The organism is Azonexus sp., from assembly GCF_049652925.1.
GTDB lineage: Bacteria > Pseudomonadota > Gammaproteobacteria > Burkholderiales > Rhodocyclaceae > Azonexus.
In genome coordinates this window covers 1-21,877 of the sequence record NZ_JBASFI010000021.1, presented here as the reverse complement: position 1 = coordinate 21,877, position 21,877 = coordinate 1, and the positions used below count along the sequence as shown (strand labels likewise).

At 62.0% G+C, this 21,877-nt stretch carries 20 protein-coding genes and 1 pseudogene; all 21 read left to right on the top strand.

Features of this window, described 5'->3' with window-relative positions:
* Entirely contained in the window at positions 1-3,099 is a 3,099-nt protein-coding gene (locus WBK19_RS09680) for an efflux RND transporter permease subunit (RefSeq protein WP_511289198.1), read from the top strand.
* Positions 3,096-3,434 (top strand): P-II family nitrogen regulator, encoded by a 339-nt coding sequence (locus tag WBK19_RS09675; RefSeq protein ID WP_511289196.1) that lies wholly within the window; start codon positions 3,096-3,098, stop codon positions 3,432-3,434. The genes WBK19_RS09680 and WBK19_RS09675 overlap by 4 nt, the downstream gene beginning before the upstream one ends.
* Before the next feature lie 54 nt (positions 3,435-3,488).
* Entirely contained in the window at positions 3,489-3,731 is a 243-nt protein-coding gene (gene lspA / locus WBK19_RS09670; RefSeq protein WP_511289194.1) for a signal peptidase II, read from the top strand.
* A gap of 20 nt (positions 3,732-3,751) precedes the next feature.
* Complete coding sequence (locus WBK19_RS09665; protein WP_511289192.1) at positions 3,752-4,243, top strand: protein-disulfide reductase DsbD N-terminal domain-containing protein; 492 nt, start codon at positions 3,752-3,754, stop codon at positions 4,241-4,243.
* 69 nt (positions 4,244-4,312) lie between these two features.
* Entirely contained in the window at positions 4,313-4,750 is a 438-nt protein-coding gene (locus tag WBK19_RS09660) for a DUF411 domain-containing protein (protein ID WP_511289190.1), read from the top strand.
* 131 nt (positions 4,751-4,881) lie between these two features.
* Positions 4,882-5,265 (top strand): cation efflux protein, CzcI family, encoded by a 384-nt coding sequence (gene czcI / locus WBK19_RS09655; RefSeq protein WP_511289188.1) that lies wholly within the window; start codon positions 4,882-4,884, stop codon positions 5,263-5,265.
* Between the two features lie 134 nt (positions 5,266-5,399).
* Positions 5,400-6,698: a TolC family protein gene (locus WBK19_RS09650; RefSeq protein WP_511289186.1), complete on the top strand. Its 1,299-nt coding sequence runs from the start codon at positions 5,400-5,402 to the stop codon at positions 6,696-6,698.
* An 11-nt stretch (positions 6,699-6,709) separates the two neighbouring features.
* Entirely contained in the window at positions 6,710-7,270 is a 561-nt protein-coding gene (locus tag WBK19_RS09645) for a hypothetical protein (protein WP_511289184.1), read from the top strand.
* Complete coding sequence (locus WBK19_RS09640) at positions 7,267-8,289, top strand: efflux RND transporter periplasmic adaptor subunit (protein ID WP_511289182.1); 1,023 nt, start codon at positions 7,267-7,269, stop codon at positions 8,287-8,289. The genes WBK19_RS09645 and WBK19_RS09640 overlap by 4 nt, the downstream gene beginning before the upstream one ends.
* 12 nt (positions 8,290-8,301) lie before the next feature.
* Positions 8,302-11,421 (top strand): efflux RND transporter permease subunit, encoded by a 3,120-nt coding sequence (locus WBK19_RS09635; RefSeq protein WP_511289180.1) that lies wholly within the window; start codon positions 8,302-8,304, stop codon positions 11,419-11,421.
* Between the two features lie 25 nt (positions 11,422-11,446).
* Entirely contained in the window at positions 11,447-11,830 is a 384-nt protein-coding gene (locus tag WBK19_RS09630; protein ID WP_511289178.1) for a hypothetical protein, read from the top strand.
* 12 nt (positions 11,831-11,842) lie between these two features.
* A complete protein-coding gene (locus WBK19_RS09625) occupies positions 11,843-12,271 on the top strand; it encodes a hypothetical protein (protein WP_511289176.1) in 429 nt (142 codons plus the stop codon).
* Positions 12,272-12,699: 428 nt separating this feature from the next.
* The gene (locus WBK19_RS09620) at positions 12,700-13,926 is read left to right on the top strand and encodes a TolC family protein (RefSeq protein WP_511289174.1); all 1,227 of its coding nucleotides are present in this window, start codon (positions 12,700-12,702) and stop codon (positions 13,924-13,926) included.
* Positions 13,923-14,489 carry a hypothetical protein gene (locus WBK19_RS09615; RefSeq protein ID WP_511289172.1) on the top strand — a complete coding sequence of 189 codons (567 nt, stop codon included), beginning with the start codon at positions 13,923-13,925 and terminating at the stop codon, positions 14,487-14,489. Before WBK19_RS09620 ends, WBK19_RS09615 begins: the two co-directional genes overlap by 4 nt.
* Positions 14,486-15,658, top strand: coding sequence for an efflux RND transporter periplasmic adaptor subunit (locus tag WBK19_RS09610; RefSeq protein ID WP_511289170.1), 1,173 nt, complete (start codon positions 14,486-14,488; stop codon positions 15,656-15,658). Before WBK19_RS09615 ends, WBK19_RS09610 begins: the two co-directional genes overlap by 4 nt.
* 9 nt (positions 15,659-15,667) lie before the next feature.
* Positions 15,668-18,772, top strand: a complete 3,105-nt coding sequence (locus WBK19_RS09605; protein WP_511289168.1) for an efflux RND transporter permease subunit — start codon at positions 15,668-15,670, stop codon at positions 18,770-18,772.
* 23 nt (positions 18,773-18,795) lie between these two features.
* Positions 18,796-19,251: a hypothetical protein gene (locus WBK19_RS09600; RefSeq protein ID WP_511289166.1), complete on the top strand. Its 456-nt coding sequence runs from the start codon at positions 18,796-18,798 to the stop codon at positions 19,249-19,251.
* A 122-nt stretch (positions 19,252-19,373) separates the two neighbouring features.
* The gene (locus WBK19_RS09595; RefSeq protein ID WP_310494052.1) at positions 19,374-19,814 is read left to right on the top strand and encodes a DUF411 domain-containing protein; all 441 of its coding nucleotides are present in this window, start codon (positions 19,374-19,376) and stop codon (positions 19,812-19,814) included.
* 27 nt (positions 19,815-19,841) lie between these two features.
* Positions 19,842-20,186, top strand: coding sequence for a copper-binding protein (locus tag WBK19_RS09590; RefSeq protein WP_511289164.1), 345 nt, complete (start codon positions 19,842-19,844; stop codon positions 20,184-20,186).
* A 79-nt stretch (positions 20,187-20,265) separates the two neighbouring features.
* Positions 20,266-21,537 (top strand): TolC family protein, encoded by a 1,272-nt coding sequence (locus WBK19_RS09585; RefSeq protein ID WP_511289162.1) that lies wholly within the window; start codon positions 20,266-20,268, stop codon positions 21,535-21,537.
* Positions 21,534-21,877: pseudogene (locus WBK19_RS09580) on the top strand (efflux RND transporter periplasmic adaptor subunit); the annotation flags it as partial. The gene WBK19_RS09585 and the pseudogene WBK19_RS09580, both read left to right, overlap by 4 nt.

Sequence of the window (21,877 nt, the reverse complement as noted above, 5' to 3'; positions counted from 1 at the left end):
ATGCTCAACAAGATCGTCGATATTTCCCTACGCTACAAGCTCCTGGTTCTGGTGGCGCTGGCGCTGATCGTGCTCCTCGGGGCGCGGGCCTGGCAGCGGCTGCCCCTGGATGCCTTCCCCGATGTGACGCCGGTCCAGGTCAACATCTATACCGAATCGCCGGGCCTGGCGGCCGAGGACATCGAAAAGCTGGTGACCTTCCCGGTCGAATCGGTCCTCGCCGGCCTGCCCAAGGTCGAGGAAATCCGCTCCACGTCCATCTTCGGCCTGTCTTTCGTCAGCGTCTATTTCAAGGACGACATGGACATCTATTTCGCCCGCCGCCTGGTAGGCGAGAAGCTGATCGAGGCCAAGTCGCGCATCCCCGAAGGCTATGGCGAACCCGTCCTCGGCCCGAACGCCGCCGGGCTGGGCCAGGTCTTCTGGTACACGCTGGAGACGATGGACGACAAGCTCTCCGGCATGGACCTGCGCACCGCCCAGGACTGGGGTGTACGCATGATCCTGCGCACGGCACCGGGTGTGGACGACGTGACCTCCTGGGGCGGCGATGAAAAGCAGTTCCAGGTGCTGATCGACCCGCGCAGGCTGATCAAGTACGGCCTGGGTTACAAGGAGGTGATGACTGCCATCGCCGCCAACAACCGGCAGGTCGGCGGCCAGTACATCAATCTCCAGCGTGAGCAGTACCTGGTACGTGGCCTGGGACTGGTCGCCAATGCGGACGACATTGGCGGCATCCTGGTGGCCGAGCGCCAAGGCACGCCGATCTATGTACGGGACGTGGCGGACATCCGCCCGGCGCCGGCATTGCGGACTGGCGCGGTGACCAAGGACGGCAAGGAAGTGGTGCTTGGCATGGCGCTCGCCCGCACCGGTGAGAACGCCCAACAGGTGGTCGAAGCCGTCCGCGAAAAGGTGGCCACTGCCCTCAAGACCCTGCCGGAGAACATCAAGCTCGATGTCGCCTACGACCGCACCGAGCTGATCGGCAAGGCCATCTCCATGGCCAGCAGCGCCATGCTGGAAGGCGCTGCGCTGGTGGTCCTGGTCCTCTTCCTGTTCCTCGGTGAAGTCCGCTCGGCGCTGATCGTGGTCATTGCCATCCCGGCAGCCTGGCTGGTCGCCTTCCTGTTAATGGACCAGACCGGCGCCAGCGCCAACCTGATGTCCCTGGGCGGACTGATCATCGCCCTGGGCATGACCATCGACGGGCCGGTGGTGCTGGTGGAAAATGCCTTCCGGCTGCTCTCCCATCATGCCGGCAAGCCGGTCAACCGGACGGCTGTGGTGCTGGCGGCGGCCCGCGAAGTGATGAATCCGGTCGCCTTCGGGGTCATCATCATCATCGTGGTCTTCCTGCCGCTCTTCGCCCTCACCGGGATCGAGGGCAAGCTGTTCAAGCCTCTGGCGATCAACATGACCTTCGCCATGGTTGGTTCCCTGATCCTGACCGTCACCCTGATGCCGGTGCTATGCGCCCTGGCCTTGCGCCCCAAGCAGGAAGAAGACCCGCGCCTGGTGCGCTGGCTCAAGCCGCGTTTCCAGCCGCTGCTGCTGTGGACGCTGGCGAACAAACGACGGGTCATGCTGGCCACCGGCGCCCTGTTCATCGCTTCGCTGGCGCTCTTCCCCTTCCTCGGCAAGGAGTTCATGCCCACCCTGGGAGAACAGGAGATCATGTTCCGGGTGACCAGCATTCCGTCCACCTCGCTGGAGGAGTCCATTGCCGTTTCGCAGCGCATCGACGAAGCCCTCAAGTCCTTTCCCCAGGTCAAGCATTCGCTGGCCATGATCGGCCGCGCCGAGAAAGGCGAAACGGCGGATGTCAACTACATGGAAATCCTGGTCGACCTCCAGCCGCACGAATCCTGGCCTGAACGGATAAGCTACCGCGAACTGTCCGCCCAGTTGCAGGAACGCCTGGAAAAGGAAATCCCCACGGCCGTTCTGGCGGCGACCCAGCCCATCCAGATGCGAGTCGAGGAACTGATCTCCGGGGTGCGGGCAACGCTGGCGCTGAAGCTGTACGGCGAAGACTTGGCCACCCTCGACAGGCTGGCGGCTGAGGCCAAGGAGATTGTCGAAAAAGTGCCGGGGGCCACCGACGTGGCGCTGGAAGCCAATCAGGGCAAACCGCAGATGGTCATCAAGGTGAATCGTCCGGAAGCGGCCCGCTACGGGATCAATGCCGACGACGTGCTCGACGTGGTGCAGGCGGGCATTGGCGGCAAGGCGGTCAGCACCTTGATCGACGGCGTGCGCCGTTACGAGATTCAAGTCTGGCTGCCGCCCGAGTTCCGCAACAGCAGCGAGGCAGTGAGTGCCATCCCGATCCGTACGGTCGGCGGCGCCCTGGTGCCCCTGTCGCGGGTGGCGACCGTGGAACTGACCGAAGGCTATTCCTTCGTTCGCCGCGAGCAATTGCAGCGTTATGCGGTGCTGCAACTGGACGTCAAGGGGCGCGACGTGGATGGCTTCGTCAAAGAGGCAGAAGCGCGGCTCAAGACGCAGTTGAAGCTCCCCGCCGGCTACTGGCAGGAATGGGGCGGCGCCTTCGAGAACCAGCAACGGGCCATGGCCAAGCTGGCGGTCATCGTACCGCTGACCATCGGCCTCATCTTCATCCTGCTCTATACCGCCTTCAACTCGGTGCGCTACGCCACGCTGATCATCGCCAACGTGCCCTTCGCCGCCATCGGCGGGATCATTTCGCTGTTCGTCAGCGGCCAGTATCTATCGGTGCCGGCGGCGGTCGGCTTCATCGCGGTCTTCGGCGTCGCCATGCTGAACGGCATCGTGCTGATCTCGTTTCTCAATGGTCTGCGCGAACAGGGGCTGAGCATCCGGGAAACCGTGGTGCAGGGTGCAGTGCTGCGCTTGCGGCCGGTGCTGATGACGGCTTTGGTAGAGATTCTCGGGCTGCTGCCGTTCCTGCTGGCTACTGGTGTTGGCTCGGAGGTGCTACGCCCGCTGGCGACCGTCGTGGTGGGCGGTCTCGTCTCATCCACCGCACTCACCCTGTTCATCCTGCCGCTGGTCTATGAGTGGATGGAGCAGCGCAGGCAATCACCGACTCTGGAAGGAGCAAGCCAATGAAGGAAATCAAGGCATTCATTCATCCCCACCGCACGGCGGCGGTCATCCAGGCGCTGAGGGAGTCCGGGGCGTGCGATGCGCAGGCGGGGGCCGCATGCATCCATATCGCTATCTCGCAGGTGCAATGCGTGCATGCGACCAGCGACAGCACGCAACAGCACTATTCTGTCGAACTGGGAGAGCCGGTCGTTCTGCAAACCAAACTTGAGTTGGTTTGTGAGGACGAGATTGCTGACGCCCTGGTCGATTTGATCGTTCGCAATGGCCATGCCGGACAGAATTGTTCGGGATGGGTGCATGTTTCCACGCTGGATAGGCGGGTACCCATCCTCTGATATAGACCCATGGGGATGCCATTAGCCTTGGCCGTCTCGGTGGGGCTGACCGTCATGTTGCTCAAAGGCGTGGCGAACCGGTGGGAAGGGTGGGGGTATAGCCTGTTCCTCGGCGGTGCCGTCGGCAACCTGGTAGATCGCTTGGGCCGGGGAGCGGTCGTGGATTATCTGGACTTCCATGCCGGCGGCTGGCACTGGCCAGCCTTCAATCTCGCCGATACGGCGCTTTGTCTGAGCGCCTTGATTCTTCTTTGGGGAACCTTGCTGTCGTCAGCTCAAAGCAAGGCGCCCACTTAGCACGTGCACAGGAAATCTCGATGCAAATCCTGGCTATAAACCAAAACGAGGAACACAAATTGGCTCAACGATCCTTCTCCCTATTTGACCGTCGCACGTTGTCTGCCTTGATGCTCATGGGCCTGGTCCATTGCACTTCGGCAGCCGAGGAACCCTTGCCTCCTGATCAGGCGTTTCGGCTCAAGGCATCCCTGAAGGGTAGCGATACGGTGGTGGCTGAAATCATTCCTGCCAAGAAGCACTACCTCTACAAGAACAAGGTCCGCTTCGCCTTGAAGAACGCCAGCGGCGTCATGATTAGGGAGGTGAAGCTACCTTCCGGCGAGATGAAGAACGACCCCTATTTTGGGCTGATTGAAGTCTATAAATCGCCCGTCGTCGCGGAAATCGTTCTGGAACGCGCTCCCAAGTCTAAAGTCTTCACCCTTTATGCGTCTTATCAGGGGTGCAATGAGAAACTCGGCATCTGTTATCCGCCGATTGAGAAAACCGTTGACATGAAGTTCGATTGACGCCGGGTATCACATTTTTCCATTACCAGCCTTTAGCCAGTCTGCCATTTATTGAAAGGTTTTGTTGTCATGTTGAAAAAGCTCATTGCCTGCCTGTTAGCGACCACCGCACTACAGGGTGCCCTTGCGGCACAACTGCCCGAAGTAACCGTCTATAAGGATCCTGATTGCGGCTGCTGCACCGAGTGGGTCAAGCACATGCAAGAGTCCGGTTTTCAGGTGAAGCAGGTCAATACCCGAGCCATGGACGTGGAACGGCAACGGTTTGGGGTACCCCCACATTTGGCTAGTTGCCATACCGCGAAAGTTGGCGGCTACACCGTGGAAGGTCATGTGCCCGCCTCCGCCGTCAAGAAAATGCTGGCCGAAAAGCCGTCGGTACGGGGCCTGACCATTCCGGGCATGCCGGCCAATGCCCCAGGCATGGGGCCGCACATCGTGGGAACGCTCAAGGTATATACCTTGCCCAAAGCGGGTGAGTCGTCGCGCCTCTACTCGGTCGAATAGCGCCGATTCCCGAAAGTGCGGATGGGGGGATTTTGGCAATGCACCCATGTGAATGGCCGTCTTTGCCGACATGGGTGCAAGTCTGCTGGTGGTGGGCAACGGCGTGCGCATCTTGCGGTGGACTGCCGGAAATGATTTTCGCTGATACAATCCGGCCCATGCGCCGCTGGCTCTCTATCCTTCTTCTCGTTTTTCTGCCGTTCCAGTTCTCCTGGGCAGCGGTGGCCGGCTATTGCCAGCACGAGACCGGGGCGGCTGCACAGCACTTCGGCCATCACGATCACCAGCATCAGGCCGCTGCCGATCAGGAGGGCACGCCGGATGCCAAAGCCCTGGGTGGTGGCATCGACGGCGATTGCGTCGCCTGCCATGCGAGTTGTACCGCGGCGATTTTCAGCATGGCCTCCTTGCCGGCATCAAGCAGCGCGTCCTTTGCGATTCCCTGGCTATCGGGAAATCTGACCGCGCCACCTCTCGCGCACCCTGAACGCCCCAACTGGTCCGTCCTCGCCTGATCGGCGGGGTGGCTAGCACTTTTCTGCGCTTTTCCCTTGCGGCTGTGGTGGCCTGATCCGCCCTGACGCATTGCGACGCTTTCCGGTCGCACCTCGCCGATTCCCCGTGTGTCTTTTCATCACTGGAGAATCGGATGTCTCGAAGCAAATCAGTTTCACGCACACCCTTATTACCGGCCCGCCTACTCGTGGCCGGACTGTGCTCGCTCGCTACGCTAGCGACCGGCAATCTCTGGGCACAATCGACGCCAGCCCCCGCTGGCGCTGCGATTACCTTGCCGCAAGCCTTTGCGGCCGCTTGGGCACGACAACCCGAAGCACAATCGCTCGATCTGCGGCGTGATGCTGCCGAAGCGCGTCGGCAGGTTGCCGGCAGTTGGACGGCCCAAGCGCCTTCGCTGGATTTGTCCGGCAAGACCGACCAACTGGGCAAGAATCAAGGCAGCCGCGAATACGCGGCCGGCGTCGCCTTGCCCCTGTGGCTGCCCGGCGAACGCTCCCGTCAGGGGGCCATGGCCGACGCCGAATCAAAGGCCGTGGATAGCCGGGTGACGGCCGCGCAACTGCGCACTGCCGCCGTCGTGCGTGATGCCTGGTGGAACTGGCAGCGGGCACGCGGCGAACAGTCGCTGGCCCGCGAGCGCCTGGTCAGCGCACAAAAACTGGCAGAAGATGTCCGCCGCCGAACCAAGGCCGGCGACCTGGCCCGCTCGGACCAGCATCAGGCCGATGGTGCGGCTGCCAGCGCCGAGGTAACGCTGGCCGAAAGCGCCAGCCTGCTGGCCGCAGCCACTCAGCAACTGCGCGCCTTGATCGGCAAGCTGCCGGATGAGACAGCAGCCGACGGACCGGAAACCCCGCCGGCGGTGCCTGCCGACTTCACCGCCCTGGATGCAACCCACCCGGCGGTCGTCGAACTGTTCGACCGGGCCGAAGTCGTTCGCCGCAGCGCCGATCTGGCCAGCGTGCAGACGAGGAACAATCCAGAACTGTTACTCGCCACTACCCGCGAGCGGGGCGCTTTCGGCGACGACTATCAGCAGACCGTCACCCTCGGCGTGCGTATCCCGTTTGGTTCGGAGAGCCGCAATCGGGCCAAGCTCGGCCTGGCCCGCGCCGAAGCCCTCGAAACCGAGGGACACCTTCGTCTCGAACGCGAACGCCTGGCATCCGATCTGGAAGCGGCGCGGGTGCGCGTCGAATCGAGTCGCGCGCAACTGGCGGCCGCTGAGAAACGCGCCCAACTGGCGCGTGAGTCGCGGGGTTTCTTCGACAAGTCCTTCCGTCTGGGCGAAAGCGATCTGCCAACCCGCCTGCGTATCGAACTCGAAGCCGTCGAAGCCGAACGGCAAAGCACTCGCACCCGGATTGATCTGGCCGCCGCGATCTCCGCCCTGCGCCAGGCCTTGGGCCTGCTCCCCGAACAAAAATGAGGAACCCGAACATGAGAGCAACAAACACGCTGGCCGCTTTGGGATGGGCCGCCTGGATCGCCTTGGCCGCCCCACTGGCCTGGGCCGGTGACGGGCACGACCACGGCGAGGCGCCTGCTTCATCCGCCGGTCCCGCCGCGCCACGTTTTGCGGCAACGTCCGAAACCTTTGAACTGGTCGGCGTCGTCAATGGCAAGCAACTGACGCTCTATCTCGACCGCTATGCCGACGGCAGCCCGGTCAAGGATGCCAAGCTCGAACTGGAACTCGGCGGCGTCAAAGTCCCCGTCGAACCGCATGCCGACGGGGAGTTCGAGGCGACGCTGGCGCAGGAACTCAAGCCGGGGATCGTGTCGGTCGCGGCGACCGTCATCGCCGGCGAGGAAACCGACTTGCTGGCTGGTGAACTCGACATCCACGAGGAGGCGCATGCCGAAACGACCGCCCACACCCATGGCTGGAAGGAATACGCCCTGTGGGGCGGTGCCGCCGGCGGGGCGCTGCTGCTCCTCGCCGCTCTATTGCGCCGCCGGCGCGCTTCCCGCAACCCGCGTTTCGGAGGTGCCGCATGAAGCCCCGTCTGTTATTGAGCGCCCTTTGTCTTTCCTTCTTGTTTTCCTCAACCTTGGTGCTGGCCGGCGATGGCCATGATCACGGCGACGCCCCACCCGCTGCCAGCGGCAATGGCCCCAAGCGTCAGCCGGATGGCAGCGTCTTCCTGCCCAAACCGGCGCAACGCCAGATCGGCGTTCGCACCCTGCTGGTTGAGCCCGGTGAACTGCCCCGTACCCATGAACTGGCCGGCAAGGTGGTCATGGACCCGAATGCCGGCGGCAAAGTGCAGGCCATCGTCGCCGGCCGAGTCACGCCGGGGCCGCGCGGTCTGCCGCTGCCCGGCCAGCAGGTCAAAAAGGGCGAGGTGCTCGCCTACGTCACGCCGGAAGTCGGCGGTAATAGCCGCTCGCTGGCGGAAAGTCGCCTGCGCCGCCTACGCGAACTGTCCGATACCGTGCCGCGCAAGGTCATCGAGGAAGCCGAAGCCGCCGTCGCCAACGAACAATTGGTGGCGCCGGTCAGCGGCGTCATCGCCTCGGCCAACGTCGTCTCCGGTCAGGTTCTCGAAGCCCGCGAAACCCTGTTCGAGATTGTCAATCCGGAACGCCTGCTGATCGAGGCGCTGGCTTTCGATATGGCCGTCGCCAGCGATGTCGCCGGGGCCTTTGTTGCCGTCGGTGAGCAGAAGCTGCCGCTACGCCTGGTCGGCGTCGCCCGCAGCCTGCGTGAGCAAGCCTTGCCGCTGACCTTCCGGGGTGAAGGCGGCGCTTTGGCGGCGCTGGCCGTCGGCCAGCCGGTTCGGGTCTTCGTGCAGACGCGCAGCACGGTGCCGGGCATCCGCGTGCCGATGGCGGCGCTGATGAAGAACCCTGCGAACCAGGCCATCGTCTGGGTCAAGACCGCGCCGGAACGCTTTGAGCCGCGCACGGTAACCACCGAGCCGCTGGACGGCACCCACGTGGCGGTGACCAGCGGGTTAAATACCGGAGATCGGGTTGCCGTCCGGGCTGCGACCCTGATTAACCAGATACGCTGAGCGGAGCCAATCATGTTCAAGTGGCTTCTCGACAACAGCCTTGCCAACCGCCTGCTGGTGATCATCGCCAGCCTGGTGCTGATGGCTTATGGGGCATTCACGCTCTCGCGCACACCGGTGGATGTGTTTCCGGACCTCAACAAACCGACGGTCACCATCATGACCGAATCCGGCGGCATGGCCGCCGAGGAAGTTGAACAACTGATCACCTTCCCGCTGGAAACGACCATGAACGGTCTGCCCGGTGTGGAAAGCGTACGTTCGGTGTCCAGTGCCGGCCTGTCTTTCATTTATGTGACCTTTAACTGGAAAACGGAGATTTTCCGGGCACGGCAGATGGTGTCGGAACGTCTTTCCTCGATGGAGGAAGGGCTGCCAACGGGCGTCACGCCGCGCATGGGGCCGATCAGTTCGATCATGGGCGAAATCATGCAGATCGCCATTCCCATCGACACGGCGAAGATTTCACCGATGCAGGTCCGCGAATACGCCGACTGGGTGCTGCGGCCGCGTTTGATGGCCATCGCCGGTGTGGCGCAGGTCATCCCCATCGGCGGCGAGGTGCGCCAGTTCCAGGTGCAGCCGAACACGACCCGCATGGCGGAACTGGGTATCACACATGAGCAGTTGACCGGGGCGCTCAAGGGCTACTCGGCCAACACCTCCGGCGGCTTCCTTGAACTCAACGGGCGCGAATACCTGATTCGCCATCTCGGCCGCACGTCGCGTCTGGACGACCTGAAGAACCTGGCGCTGACGGCCCGCCACGGTCAACCCGTTTTATTGCGGCAAATCGCCGACGTGACCTTCGCACCGGCCATCAAGCGGGGCGATGCCGGTTTCGAGGGCAAACCGGCGGTGATTCTGGGCATCCAGAAGCAGCCGACGGCCGATACCATCCATCTGACCCGAAGTATCGAGGCCGCAGTGGAGGATCTGAAGAAATCGCTGCCGGCCGGCATGGAGGCGCCCAAGGTGACTTTCCGCCAGGCGAGTTTCATCGAGTCGTCGATCAGCACGCTGCAAGGCAAGCTGATCGGGGCATCGGTCTTCGTCGCAGTCATCCTGTTCTTCTTTCTGGGCACCTTGCGCCCGACGGTGATCGCCCTAACCGCTATCCCGGTGTCGATTTTCATGACGGCGCTGGTTTTCGACTACTACGGCCTGTCGATCAACACCATGACGCTGGGTGGCCTGGCCATCGCCATCGGCGGCCTGGTCGATGACGCCGTGGTCGGCGTCGAGAACGTGCTGCGACGGCTGAAGGAAGACCGGGCCAAGCACCACGATCACCGGATGCATCCGATCGAGTTGGTGGGCCATGCGACGATGGAGGTGCGTTCGGCCATCCTCTACGCAACGATCATCATCGTGCTGGTTTTCCTGCCGCTCTTCGCGCTGCCCGGTATGGAAGGCCGGTTGTTCGTGCCGCTCGGCATCGCTTTCATCGTTTCGACGCTGGCCTCTCTGGTGGTCTCAGTGACGGTGACGCCGGTGCTGTCCTTCTACCTGTTGCCACGCATGAAGTCGCTCGATCATGGCGACACGAAACTGCTGGCCTGGCTGAAGGCCGGCTATGGCCGCAGTTTGCAGGCGGTGCTCAACCGTCCCAAAGCGGCGTTGGCGGCCGGTGCCGTCGCCATTTTGCTGGCAGCAGTCGCGGTGCCGTTCTTCCCCAAGACCTTCCTGCCGCCGTTCAATGAGGGAACGCTGCTGATCGGCATGCGCCTCAATCCCGGCGTCACGCTGGCCGAGTCGTCGGCCCTGGCGCAACAGGCTGAGGTGTTGGTCAAAGCGGTGCCGGAAGTGGTGCACGTCGGGCGGCGCAGCGGCCGGGCGGAACTCGACGAGCATGCGGAAGGTGTTCACGTCAGCGAACTGGATGTCGGCCTGAAGCCAGCATCCGAAATGACGCGCTCAATGGGCGAAATTTCTGCCGATATTCGCGCTCGCCTGATCAACCTGCCGGCGGCGATTGCCATCGGCCAACCCATCTCGCACCGTATCGACCACATGCTGTCCGGTGTGCGTTCGCAGATCGCCATCAAGATTTTTGGTGACGACCTGGACACGCTACGCGGTCAGGCCGATGCGCTGCGCGGCAGGCTAGCCGGTATCCCCGGGATTGCCGATCTGGAAATCGAGAAGCAGGTGCTGGCGCCGCAGATCAAGGTCAGCGTTAACTATGCGACGGCCGCGCAATACGGCGTGCCGACGCCGCAGATTCTGGCGACACTGCAAAGTCTGGTCGAAGGTGAAAAGGTAACTCAGGTCGTCGAAGGCGGCCGGCGCTTTGCGCTGGTCGTGCGCTTGCCCGACTCGTCCCGCTCGTTGCAAGGCCTGGGGCAAATATTGCTGGAGACACCCGGCGGCCCGATTCCCCTGTCAAAAATCGCCACCATCGAGGACGGCGATGGGCCGAACCAGGTCAGCCGCGACGACGGCAAGCGGCGCATCGTGATTTCGGCCAACGCGCAAGGGCGGGCGCTGTCCGAGATTGTCGAGGACATCCGCCAGGTGGTCGGCGACAGCAAACTGCCGGAAGGCTACTTCGTCACGCTGGGCGGCCAGTTCCAGGCGCAGGAAGAGGCTTCCCGGCTGGTTGGCCTGCTCTCCATCGTCTCGCTGGTGCTGATGTTCGTGGTGCTGTTCAGTCGCTACAAGTCGGTCGTGCTGTCGGCACTGATTATGGCCAACATTCCGTTGGCGCTGGTAGGCGCAGTGCTCGGCTTGTGGATTTCCGGGCAGCCGCTGTCGGTCGCCGCACTGGTTGGTTTCATCACGCTGGCCGGCATTTCGGTGCGCAACGGCATCCTCAAGGTCAGCCACTACATCAACCTGATGCGCATGGAAGGCGAGAACTTCGACCACCAGATGATCCTGCGCGGCTCGCTGGAACGTCTCGCGCCCGTCTTGATGACGGCGCTGGTCACCGCCTTCGCGCTGGCGCCTCTGTTGTTCGAGGCCGAGCGGCCGGGCACGGAAATCCTGCATCCGGTGGCCGTGGTTATTTTCTCGGGCCTGATCAGCTCAACCCTGCTCGATACCTTCCTGACACCCGCCATGTTCTGGCTGTTTGGCCGCAAGGATGTGGAACGCCTGATGGCCGACCGCGATGCCGGTGCGCTTTAACTATTTCTCAACGAAAGGAAAAACCATGAAACCGATTCATTTGCTCGCCGCTGTTGTCTTCTCCCTGTCCGGCAATGCCTTCGCTGCCGATGGCCACGAGCACAGCCACGAACATAAACCGCTCCACGGTGGCGTCGTCAGCGAGGCCAAGGATGTGGATTACGAACTGGTTGCCAAGCCGGATTTGATCCAGTTGCATTTGCGTGATCATGGCAAGTCGGTGGATGTCTCAAAATCCAACGCCAAACTGACCATCCTCGTCGGTACAGATAAACAGGAAGTCGAATTGAAACCGGCGGGCCAGCAACTGGAGGCCAAAGGCAGTTTCAAGGTTAACAACGGCAAAGTGGTTGCCTTGGTGTCCCTCCCTGGCAAAGCCCCGGCAACCGTTCGCTTCGTGTTGAAGTAGAAGGGAGGTCGCATGTCTGCGATCACAAAAATCCTCGCAACTTGTTTTCTGGGCGTGGCGCTTTCCGGTTGTGCCGGGCATACCCATCAACTGGTATCGGAAAAGGACTCGCCACCTGTCACAGGCTTCTTCAGCCACGAGGGCTCGCAAGCGCCGGCAATGGTTCTGGAACTCGAAGGCGCGCGATATGAGGGGCGGGGATTTGTGATTCAGCATCATCAAGACCTCGCAGAATTACGTAAATTGTTTGGCCCCGGCAAACATTACGACCGAATTACCAGCGGCATGGACAGCGATCACATAAGGAGTTCGGCCTCGCCGGTACTACATGCCAAAAATGGGGAAGCGCTTCGGTGCCTGCTGGCTTGGAGTTCAGGCCAAAGTCCAGCCGGGGTTTGCACGAAGCCTGATGGAAAGGAGATTGATGTTCGTTTCGACTGATTCTGGGTAAGCCTGCTTCGGGAAGCATATAAAGCCAAAAAGGCGACAAGCTCATGGTTTTGCTTGCTTCCCAAATAGCGGATGTTCGTTGTGTGCCGTCTTGGTGTCATTTTGAGCCATACCCCAAACGGATGTCAGGGTAGGCCGCTCAAAGAAGTCCAGATAAGTCAAATATTCAATTTATTGGCACCTGCCACGACAGGGCATAGATTTTTAGCTGACCGAATTCGCTCGGGAAAGGAGTTTAACGGGTCAAAGTGTCGGCTATGTCCGGTTCGGGACATTTCGAAGCGAGGATCAAAGGCAAGATCACTGTGCACCGATAGGGGTCGCAAGGTTACACAAATGTAATTTATCGGTCAGCATCCCGTTGGGCAACGCTCCGTACCATCCGTGTCTATTGATCTGAACTCGGTGAACTTGCCCCAATGAATTGCTCTCCGCCAACGCCCAAATTGCGCGCCGGGACCGGCTTCCTGCTGGTGGCCTTGCTGGCCGCCCCAATTGGTTTCGCTCAGGCGGAGACCCTGCGCGATGTGTTTGAAAAAACATGGGCCAATTCCCCGCAGGGAAAAACGGTCGTGGCGAAACGCGAAGAAGCGAACGCCAGCCGAACCGTTGCTGAATCCTTGTTTCCCGGCACCCCTAGGATAGGCCTAGCGCAGCGCACGGACCGCTGGAACGACAATCTCGGCAAAGAAGAAAGCGAAATCGGAATTTCCGTTCCTCTCTGGCTACCCGGTCAAAAATCAGCCCGGATAGCCGTCGCCGAGGCCGATAGCGACGAGAGTCAGCGGAGCATTGCCGCCACCCGGTTGGCCGTCGCTGGCGAATTGCGGACGGCCCTATGGACGCTCTATCTGGCGCAAAGTGAAGCGGCGGTTGCCGGTGAACGTCTGGATGCGGCGGCCAAACTGGAAGCTGATGTGGCCAGGCGGGTCAAGGTCGGTGAAATGGCCCGCTCCGATCTGCTTCTCGTCAAACAGGAAACGAGCAGCGCCCGGGCCGCCGCGGCCGAAGCGAACGCACGTGTGGTACGCAGCACGCAGCGCTACCGGGTCCTGACCGGCAGCGACCGCTTGCCGGACAATCCGCAAGAGTCGGTCATGGCGGCAGCCGCTGAAAATATTCATCCCCGCCTGGCGGCCGGGCAGGCAATTGCCGAGCGTGCCCGTGCCGGCATGAAACTGGCCCAAGAGTCGCGCCGCGATTCGCCCAGCATCGGCGTGCAATATCGACGGGAGCGCGATGCCTCCGGCGCCACTCCACGCGACAGCATCGGTTTCGCCATCACCATTCCCTTCGCTGGCGAGGTGCGTAATGCGCCCTTGGTTGCCAGCGCCAACACGGCGCTGATCCAGGCCGATGCCCAGTATCAGCGGTTACTGGCCGACGTCGAAGCCGAAGTCAGGGAGGCTGAGGCGCAACTCGATTCGGCCCGTATCGGTGCCGAACTGGCGGTCGAACGCGAGCAAGCCGCCGCCGAGCGGCTGACCCTGATGCGCCGTTCTTTCGAACTGGGTGAAACCGCGCTCGTCGAGTTGCTGCGCGCCCAGACCCAGGCGACCGAAGCCCGCATTGAATTTGGCCGCAGCCGCGCCCGCCTGTCGGCCGCTCAGGCCAATCTGAATCAAGCCCGAGGAATTACACCGTGATCGACAAGCCATTCATCCTGAGTTGGGCAGCCCTAAAAGCCTTTATTGCAGCCATCCTGCTGGCGCTGTCCATGCCGCTCCTCGCCCATGAAGGCCATGACCACGGAGCCCCCGCCAAGCCGGCCGATGTCAACTTGGCACCACGTTTCGAGCTGCGCAGCGAAGACCTTGAACTGGTCGGTGTGCTCGCTGGCAAGGACCTGATCATCTATCTCGACCGCGCCGCCGACAACGCACCCATTCCCGGGGCACAAATCGAAATCGAGGGACAGGGGATCAAAGGGATCGCCACCGAGATAGCGGGTGGGGTCTACCAATTATCGGCCTCCTCCCTGACGCAAGCTGGCAAATACCCGCTGACCATCACCGTCCAGGCGGGCGAAATTGTCGATCTGCTTTCCGCCAGCCTGGAAGTTGGCGAAGTAGCAGCCGCCTTGACTGAAGCCGGACACCCTGATCGCAACTGGTGGCTCTACGCCGGAACTCCGCTGTTGCTGCTGGCCGGGGGCCTGATCGTGCGTCGCCTGCGTCGCCAACCGCAACATGGAATTCACTCAGCATGACCGATATCAAGAATCTTACCCGCTACGCCCTGGCTCTGCTCGTGGGCAGCACCCTGGCTGTTCAGGTCTCCGCCCATGGCGGCGAGGACCATGGCGATGAACAAAAAGCCCCAGTTGCACCGGCACCGGTTGCTGCAGTCGACGCCCAAGGCCAGGTGACTTTCAACGAGCCGGCCTTGCGCTTGCCGGACGGCAGCGTCTTTGTCCCGAAATCGGCCCAACGGCAGTTGAGCCTGCGCACCCGGACCGCCCTCAAGGGGGAATTCCCCCGCACGGTCGAACTCAATGGCCGCATTGTCGCCGATCCGAATGCCGGCGGCCGGGTGCAGACTTTCCAGAGTGGGCGGATCGAGGCTGGCCCGAACGGGCTGGCCGTGCTTGGTCAACGGGTCAACAAAGGGCAAATTCTGGCCTGGCTGCAACCAGCTGCAACCGCCCTCGAACGCGGTACTCAACTGTCGGCCCTGGCCGAACTGGCTGCGCAGGAAAGCGTCCTCGAACGCCGCCTGGTGCGGCTCCAGCAACTGGAAGGCAGCGTCCCGCAGAAAGACATCGAACAGGCGGAGATCGAACTTGCCGCGTTCAAGAAGCGCAAGAGCGCTGTCGGCGGTAGCCTCGGCCGGGAGGCCCTGGTCGCACCGGTCAGCGGCGTGGTCAGTGCGGCCAATGTCGCGGTTGGCCAAGTGGTCGATGCGCGGGCGGTGGTCTTCGAGGTCATCGATCCACAGCGGCTGGCGGTCGAGGCCCTGGCCTACGACCCGCTGTTACTCGACGGACTGACCAAGGCCAGTGCCCCGATTGCCGGCGGCCTTCTCGACCTCGCCTTCGTCGGCTTGGGACGCACCTTGAAGGAACAGGCGATGCCGGTGCTGTTCCGGGTCGAAACGCCGAAAAATGGCGCCCTGCCCGCCGTCGCGGTCGGCCAAACCCTGAAGGTTCTGGCGCAAACCAAGGCCCGCCAAGCCGGTGTGGCGATTCCCGCCGCCGCCGTGGTGCGCAATGCGGCCAATGAATCGGTGGTCTGGGTGCATGAAAGCGCCGAGCGCTTCGTTTCCCGCAAAGTCAAGGCGGCGGCCCTGGACGGTCATTCGGTGGTCGTGACCGACGGCCTGAACGGCGGTGAACGCGTCGTCGTTCAGGGCGCTGCTTCCCTGGCGCAGATTCGCTAAGGGGACGCCGTGTTCGACTTCATTATCAATGCGAGTCTCAAGCAGCGCCTGATCGTACTGGGCGTTTCGCTCTTGCTGATCATCTACGGGGCGCTGACCGTGCGCCAGATGCCGGTGGACGTTTTCCCCGACCTCAACAAACCGATGGTCACGCTGATGACCGAAGCCGGCGGTATGGCCCCGGAAGAGGTCGAGCAACTGATCACCTTCCCCGTCGAATCGGCCATGAACGGCATGCCTGGCGTGACGCGGGTGCGCTCGGTGTCGGGGATCGGCCTGTCGGTGGTCTATGTCGAGTTCGAGTGGGGCAGCGAAATCTATCGCAACCGCCAGCAGATCGCCGAGCGGCTCAACCTGGTGCGCGAACAGTTGCCGCAGGGAATCGTGCCTCAGATGGGGCCGATCTCGTCGATCATGGGCGAGATTTTGCTGATCGCCTTGCCGGCCGATCCGGAAAAAGCCAGCCCGATGCAGGTGCGCGAATACGCCGACTGGGTTATGCGACCGCGGCTATTGACCATCCCGGGCGTCGCCCAGGTCATCCCGATCGGCGGCCAGGTCAAGCAATACCGCGTCGAACCCGATCTGGCCCGCTTGCAGGCGATCGGCGTCACGCTCGCCGAACTCGAAGCGGCACTCAAGAACTTCGGCGGCAACACGGCCGGCGGCTTCGTCGATGCCGGCGGTCGTGAGTACCTGATCCGCAACATCGGCCGGACGACCCGGCTGGTCGATCTGCAGAACCAGCCGGTGGCGACGCGCAACGGCCAACCCATCCTGCTGCGCCAGGTGGCGGCCGTCACCTTTGCCGCCGGGGTCAAGCGCGGCGATGCCAGCTTCAAGGGCAAGCCCGCCGTCATTCTGTCCGTGCAGAAGCAGCCGACGGCCGATTCGGTCGAATTGACCCGTGCCGTCGAACAGGCCATGGCCGAAATGGGCAAGAGCCTGCCGCAGGGCGTCGACACGCCGCAGTTCCTGTTCAAGCAGGCCAACTTCATCGAAGCCTCAGTGCGTAACGTCGAGGAAGCGCTGCGCGACGGGGCGATCATGGTCGCCGTCATCCTCTTCCTGTTCCTGGCCAATTTCCGCACCACCTTCATTTCGCTGACCGCCATCCCGGTCTCGCTGCTGGTCACGGCCCTGGTCTTCAGCTACTTCGGCCTGTCGATCAACACCATGACGCTGGGCGGCCTGGCCATCGCCATCGGCGAACTGGTCGACGATGCCGTGGTCGATGTCGAAAACGTCTTGCGCCGCCTGCGCGAAAACCGAACCTTGCCCAACCCCAGGTCGGCGCTGGAGGTAATTGCCGCCGCCTCGAAGGAAGTCCGCTCCGGGGTCGTCTATGCGACCTTGATCGTCGTGCTAGTGTTCATTCCGCTGTTCGCCCTGCCGGGTATCGAAGGCCGGCTGTTCACACCGCTCGGCGTCGCCTACATCGTCTCCATCCTGGCCAGCATGGTGGTGGCCATGACCATCACCCCAGTGCTGTGCTACTACCTGTTGCCGAAGATGAAGCATATCGACCACGGCGATAGCGCTTTGGTGAAGAAACTCAAGGCCTGGGACGAACGCCTGCTCAACTGGTCGTTCGACCGTGCCCGGGCGCTGCTGATCGGCGCCGTCGCCGTCGTGGTCATCGCGCTGGCCTCCATTCCCTTTTTCGCCAAGTCCTTCCTGCCGCCGTTCAACGAAGGCACGCTGACCGTCAATGTCGTGCTCAACCCCGGGTCATCGCTGGTCGAATCGAACCAGATCGGCACGCAAGCGGAAAACATCCTGCTCGCTGTGCCCGAAGTGACCGAGGTCGGCCGCCGTACCGGTCGCGCCGAGTTGGACGAGCATGCCGAAGGCGTCCATTACTCCGAGATCGAGGTTGATTTGAAGGCCTCCGAGCGTGATCGGGAGGCAATCATCGCCGATATCCGCCAGCGCTTGGCCATCCTGCCGGCCGTGGTCAATGTCGGGCAGCCGATTTCCCATCGCCTCGACCATTTGCTGTCCGGTGTCCGGGCGCAGATCGCGCTGAAGATTTTTGGCGATGATCTAGATACCCTGCGCGGCCTGGCGGGCGACATCAAGGAACGTCTGGCGAAGATTCCTGGTATCACCGACCTGCAGATCGAAAAGCAAGTGTTGATTCCGCAATACAAGATCCATCTCGATTACGACGCCGCCGCCCGCTACGGCGTGGCTTCCGGCGAATTGCTGCAACGCCTGGAGCAATTGCTGGCCGGCGAAAGAATCGGCCAGGTCATCGAGGGCAATCGCCGGTTCGACCTGACCCTGCGCCTGCCGGAAGAGGCGCGCGGCGAACGCGGCCTGGAAAATCTGCTGATCGAGACGTCGACCGGCCGCGTGCCGCTGTCGTTACTTGCCCGCATCGAGGATGGCGAGGGCCCGAACCAGATCGGTCGGGAAAACACCCGGCGCCGCATCGTCGTCTCGGCCAATACCGATGGTTCCGACATGAGCCGAATCATCGCCGACATCCGCGCCGAAATTGACAAGAAACCCATGCCGGAAGGCTACTTCCCGCTGCTCGAAGGGCAGTTCCAGGCGCAGGAACAGGCGGCCAAGCTGATTGCGTTGCTCGCCGTCGTCTCGCTGACCATGATTTACCTGGTGCTGTATAGCCGCTACCGGTCAGCGGTACTGACGACCATCATCATGGGCAACGTGCCGCTCGCCCTGGTCGGCTCGGTCGTCGCGCTGTGGATTTCCGGCCAGCCGCTGTCGGTCGCCGCCTTGGTCGGCTTCATCACGCTCACCGGCATCGCCACGCGCAACGGCATTCTGAAGATCAGCCATTACATCAACCTGTGCGCTTTCGAGGGCGAAGTGTTCGGGCGAAAAATGATCGTCCGCGGTTCGCTGGAGCGCCTGACCCCGGTGCTGATGACGGCGCTGGTCGCCGCCTTCGCGCTGACCCCGCTAATGCTTTCCGCCGACGCACCGGGCAAGGAAATCCTGCACCCGGTCGCCGTCGTAATTTTCGGCGGCCTGATCAGTTCCACCCTGCTCGACACCTTGCTGACTCCGGTCATGTTCTGGCTGTTCGGTGAGAAACCGCTACAACGCCTGCTCGCTGAAAAGGCGCAGGAATCTTTCTAACCCCACACGATGAGGAAATATCCGTGAAACTCCCCCTGATTCCCAACCTGCTTCTATCTGCTGCATTGATCTTCGCCGGCAACGCCGCTTTCGCCCACGACGATGGCACCCTCGACAAAATGAAGGCACCCAATGGCGGCCAACTCCGCATGGCCGGGCCTTATCACTTCGAACTGCTGGTCGACAAAAACAACAAGGAGGCCAAGGACAGCCCGGTCACGGTCTATCTCACCGACCATGGTGAGAAAAAAATCCCGGCAGCCGGTGCTAGCGGCACGGCAACGATTCTGGCCGGCAAGTCGAAAGTGACGGTACCGCTGACTCCGGCTGGCGACAACAAGCTGACAGGCGTCGGCAAGTATGTCTCCGATGCCCATATGAAGGTGGTTGTCTCCGTCGTGTTCCCCGACAAAAAGACCGAGCAAGCTCGATTTTCCCCGTTGGCAGCAGGCCATGGCGACGACCATATGCACCATTGATCGACCCACTGGCGTGGCAATCACCGCCCATAAAAATTACAGAAATGTAATCAGGGAGTCAGTCTTTTGTTGGTATCGCTTGGCCATACTGCCCTCAATCAATTGAACGAGGAGTTGTATCCATGGCAAAGCCGATAACTGTTCTCCTGACGCTGTTTGCCCTTGGCGCGGTAGCTAACCTGCCGGCCAGCGCGGCCGATGCGGTCGACGTCTATAAGAGTCCCTATTGCGGATGCTGCGAAAAATGGGTCGAGCATCTGCGCCAGGCGGGATTCGACGTGCGAACCCACGACGTCAATGACGTGCCGGCGGCTCGCCAGCGGCTGGGCATGCCCGAGCGCCTCGGCTCCTGCCATACCGCCAAGGTCGCCGGCTACGTCGTCGAGGGGCATGTCCCCGCCGCCGACATCCAGCGCCTGCTCAAGGAAAAACCGAAGGCCGTCGGCCTGGCGGTGCCTTCGATGCCCCCCGGCTCACCCGGCATGGAAAGCCCCAAGCCGGTTCCCTACAACACGCTGTTGGTCCAGGCCGGCGGCGCAACCACCGTATTTGCCAAACACTAATCCCCTATCCACCCAAAGGAGAAACTCATGAAAGCATTGATTACCTCTACCCTGATCGCCTTCGCCTCGCTGGGTACCGTTTCAGTCCAGGCGGCCAGCGACCATGCCGGCCACGGCATGGCGATGCAGGCAACTGCTTCCACAGAAATGCAGATGGTTGATGGCGTAGTCAAGAAAGTCGACAAATCGGCCGGCAAGGTAACGCTCTCCCATGGGCCATTGACCAATCTGAGCATGCCGGCGATGACCATGGTTTTCCGGGTCAAGGATGCGAAATGGCTTGAGCAGATGAAGTCGGGCGACAAGATTCGCTTCATGGCTGACAATGTCAATGGCGCGGTAACCATTGTTCATTTCGAACCGGCCAAATAACAATGAGGGCGATGGCATTCCGGGTAAGCCACCCGAAGTGCTCATCGCTTTGTGAAGTCGCGTTTCACAGGGAGGTCGTATGCGACGATTCAGGCTTGCCCCCATTTTCGCCGTGCTGCTGGCCATCGGCTTGGGTATGCCAGCATTGGCTCAGGAACCGGCTATCGGCGCTTCGGTCGACAGCTTGCTCGATTTCGCCAGGACGCGGAACCCCGAGTACGCGGCAATGCAGGCGGAAGCGGAGGCCTCCGGCCAACGCATTACATCGGCCGGGGCGCTGCCCGACCCCAAGTTCCGGGCCGAGTTGCGTGACATTACCCGCATGGGCGAGCAAAACGCCACGCTTTCCCCAAGTCGCGTCGGCAGTACCAAATACCTGTTGATGCAGGATATTCCCTGGTTCGGCAAGCGCGACCTGAAGCGGGAAATTGCCGAGTTCGAGGCCGAAGGTGCCAAGGGGCGGGTTATGGGGACATGGGCCGACATCGCCGGCCGGATCAAGGTCAACCACGCCCAGTTGTACTACATCCACGGCAGCGAACGACTGACGCGCGAAATCCTCGACCTGATGATCCGTCTGGAAAAAATCGCCCAGGTCCGCTACGCCGGCGGCCTGGCCGCCCAGCAGGACGTCATTCGCGCCCAGGTTGAACAGACCACGATGCGCAATGAACTGATCGCGCTGGAAACCGAGCGTCATCACCTGCATGCCCGCCTGAACGCCTTGCTGGCCCGGCCGACTCGGGCGCCACTGGCCGAGCCAAGCCAACTGCGGCCACTGCCGGCGCCAGCCAGACTCGACTATGTCGCCCTCGAAGAGCGCGTCCGCGCCAGGAATCCCCTGCTGTTCGCCGACGAGTCGCGGATCAGGGCTGCGGAAAAAACCCGCGATCTGACCTACAAGAATCGCTATCCCGATGTAACGCTCGGCGTCTCGCCCATCCAGTACCAGAACGAGGTCAAGGAATGGGAGTTGATGCTCGAAATGAACATCCCGCTGCAGCAATCCTCGCGCCGCGCTCAGGAACGGGAATCCGAATCCATGCTGAATGCCGCCAGGGCGCGCAAGGAAGCGACCGCAAACCAGGTGGTCAGTGACCTCGCGGAAAGTCTGGCCGGCATCGAAGCCGCCCGCCAGACCGAAAATTTGCTGACCAATAGCCTGCTGCCCCAGGCCGAACTGACCTTCCAGGCGGCCTTGGCCGGCTACGAAACCGGCAAGGTCGATTTCGCCACGCTGCTCGATGCCCAGCGGCAAATCCGCCAGGCCAGACAAAATCAGATCAAGGCACAGGCCGAGGCGCAAATGCGTTTGGCCGAAATCGAACGACTTTTAGGGGAAGAGTTATGAACAAGGGTGCAGGACTGACCATCGGCGTGATCGCGTTCGCCGTGGCGGCCGGTGGCGGCTATTGGCTGGGCGGCAAAGGCGGCGCCTCCCACGGTGAATCGGCAACACCGGCGGCAGCGACGGCCACCGAGCCGGCCAAAAAAGAAAGAAAGCTGCTCTTCTACCGCAACCCGATGGGCTTGCCCGATACCTCTCCGACGCCCAAGAAAGACCCGATGGGCATGGACTACATCGCTGTTTATGAAGGCGAAGCGGACGACGAGCCGGCGTCCGCCAATCAGATCAAGATCAGTACCGAGAAGGTACAAAAACTGGGCGTGCGCACTGAAGCCGCGCAACT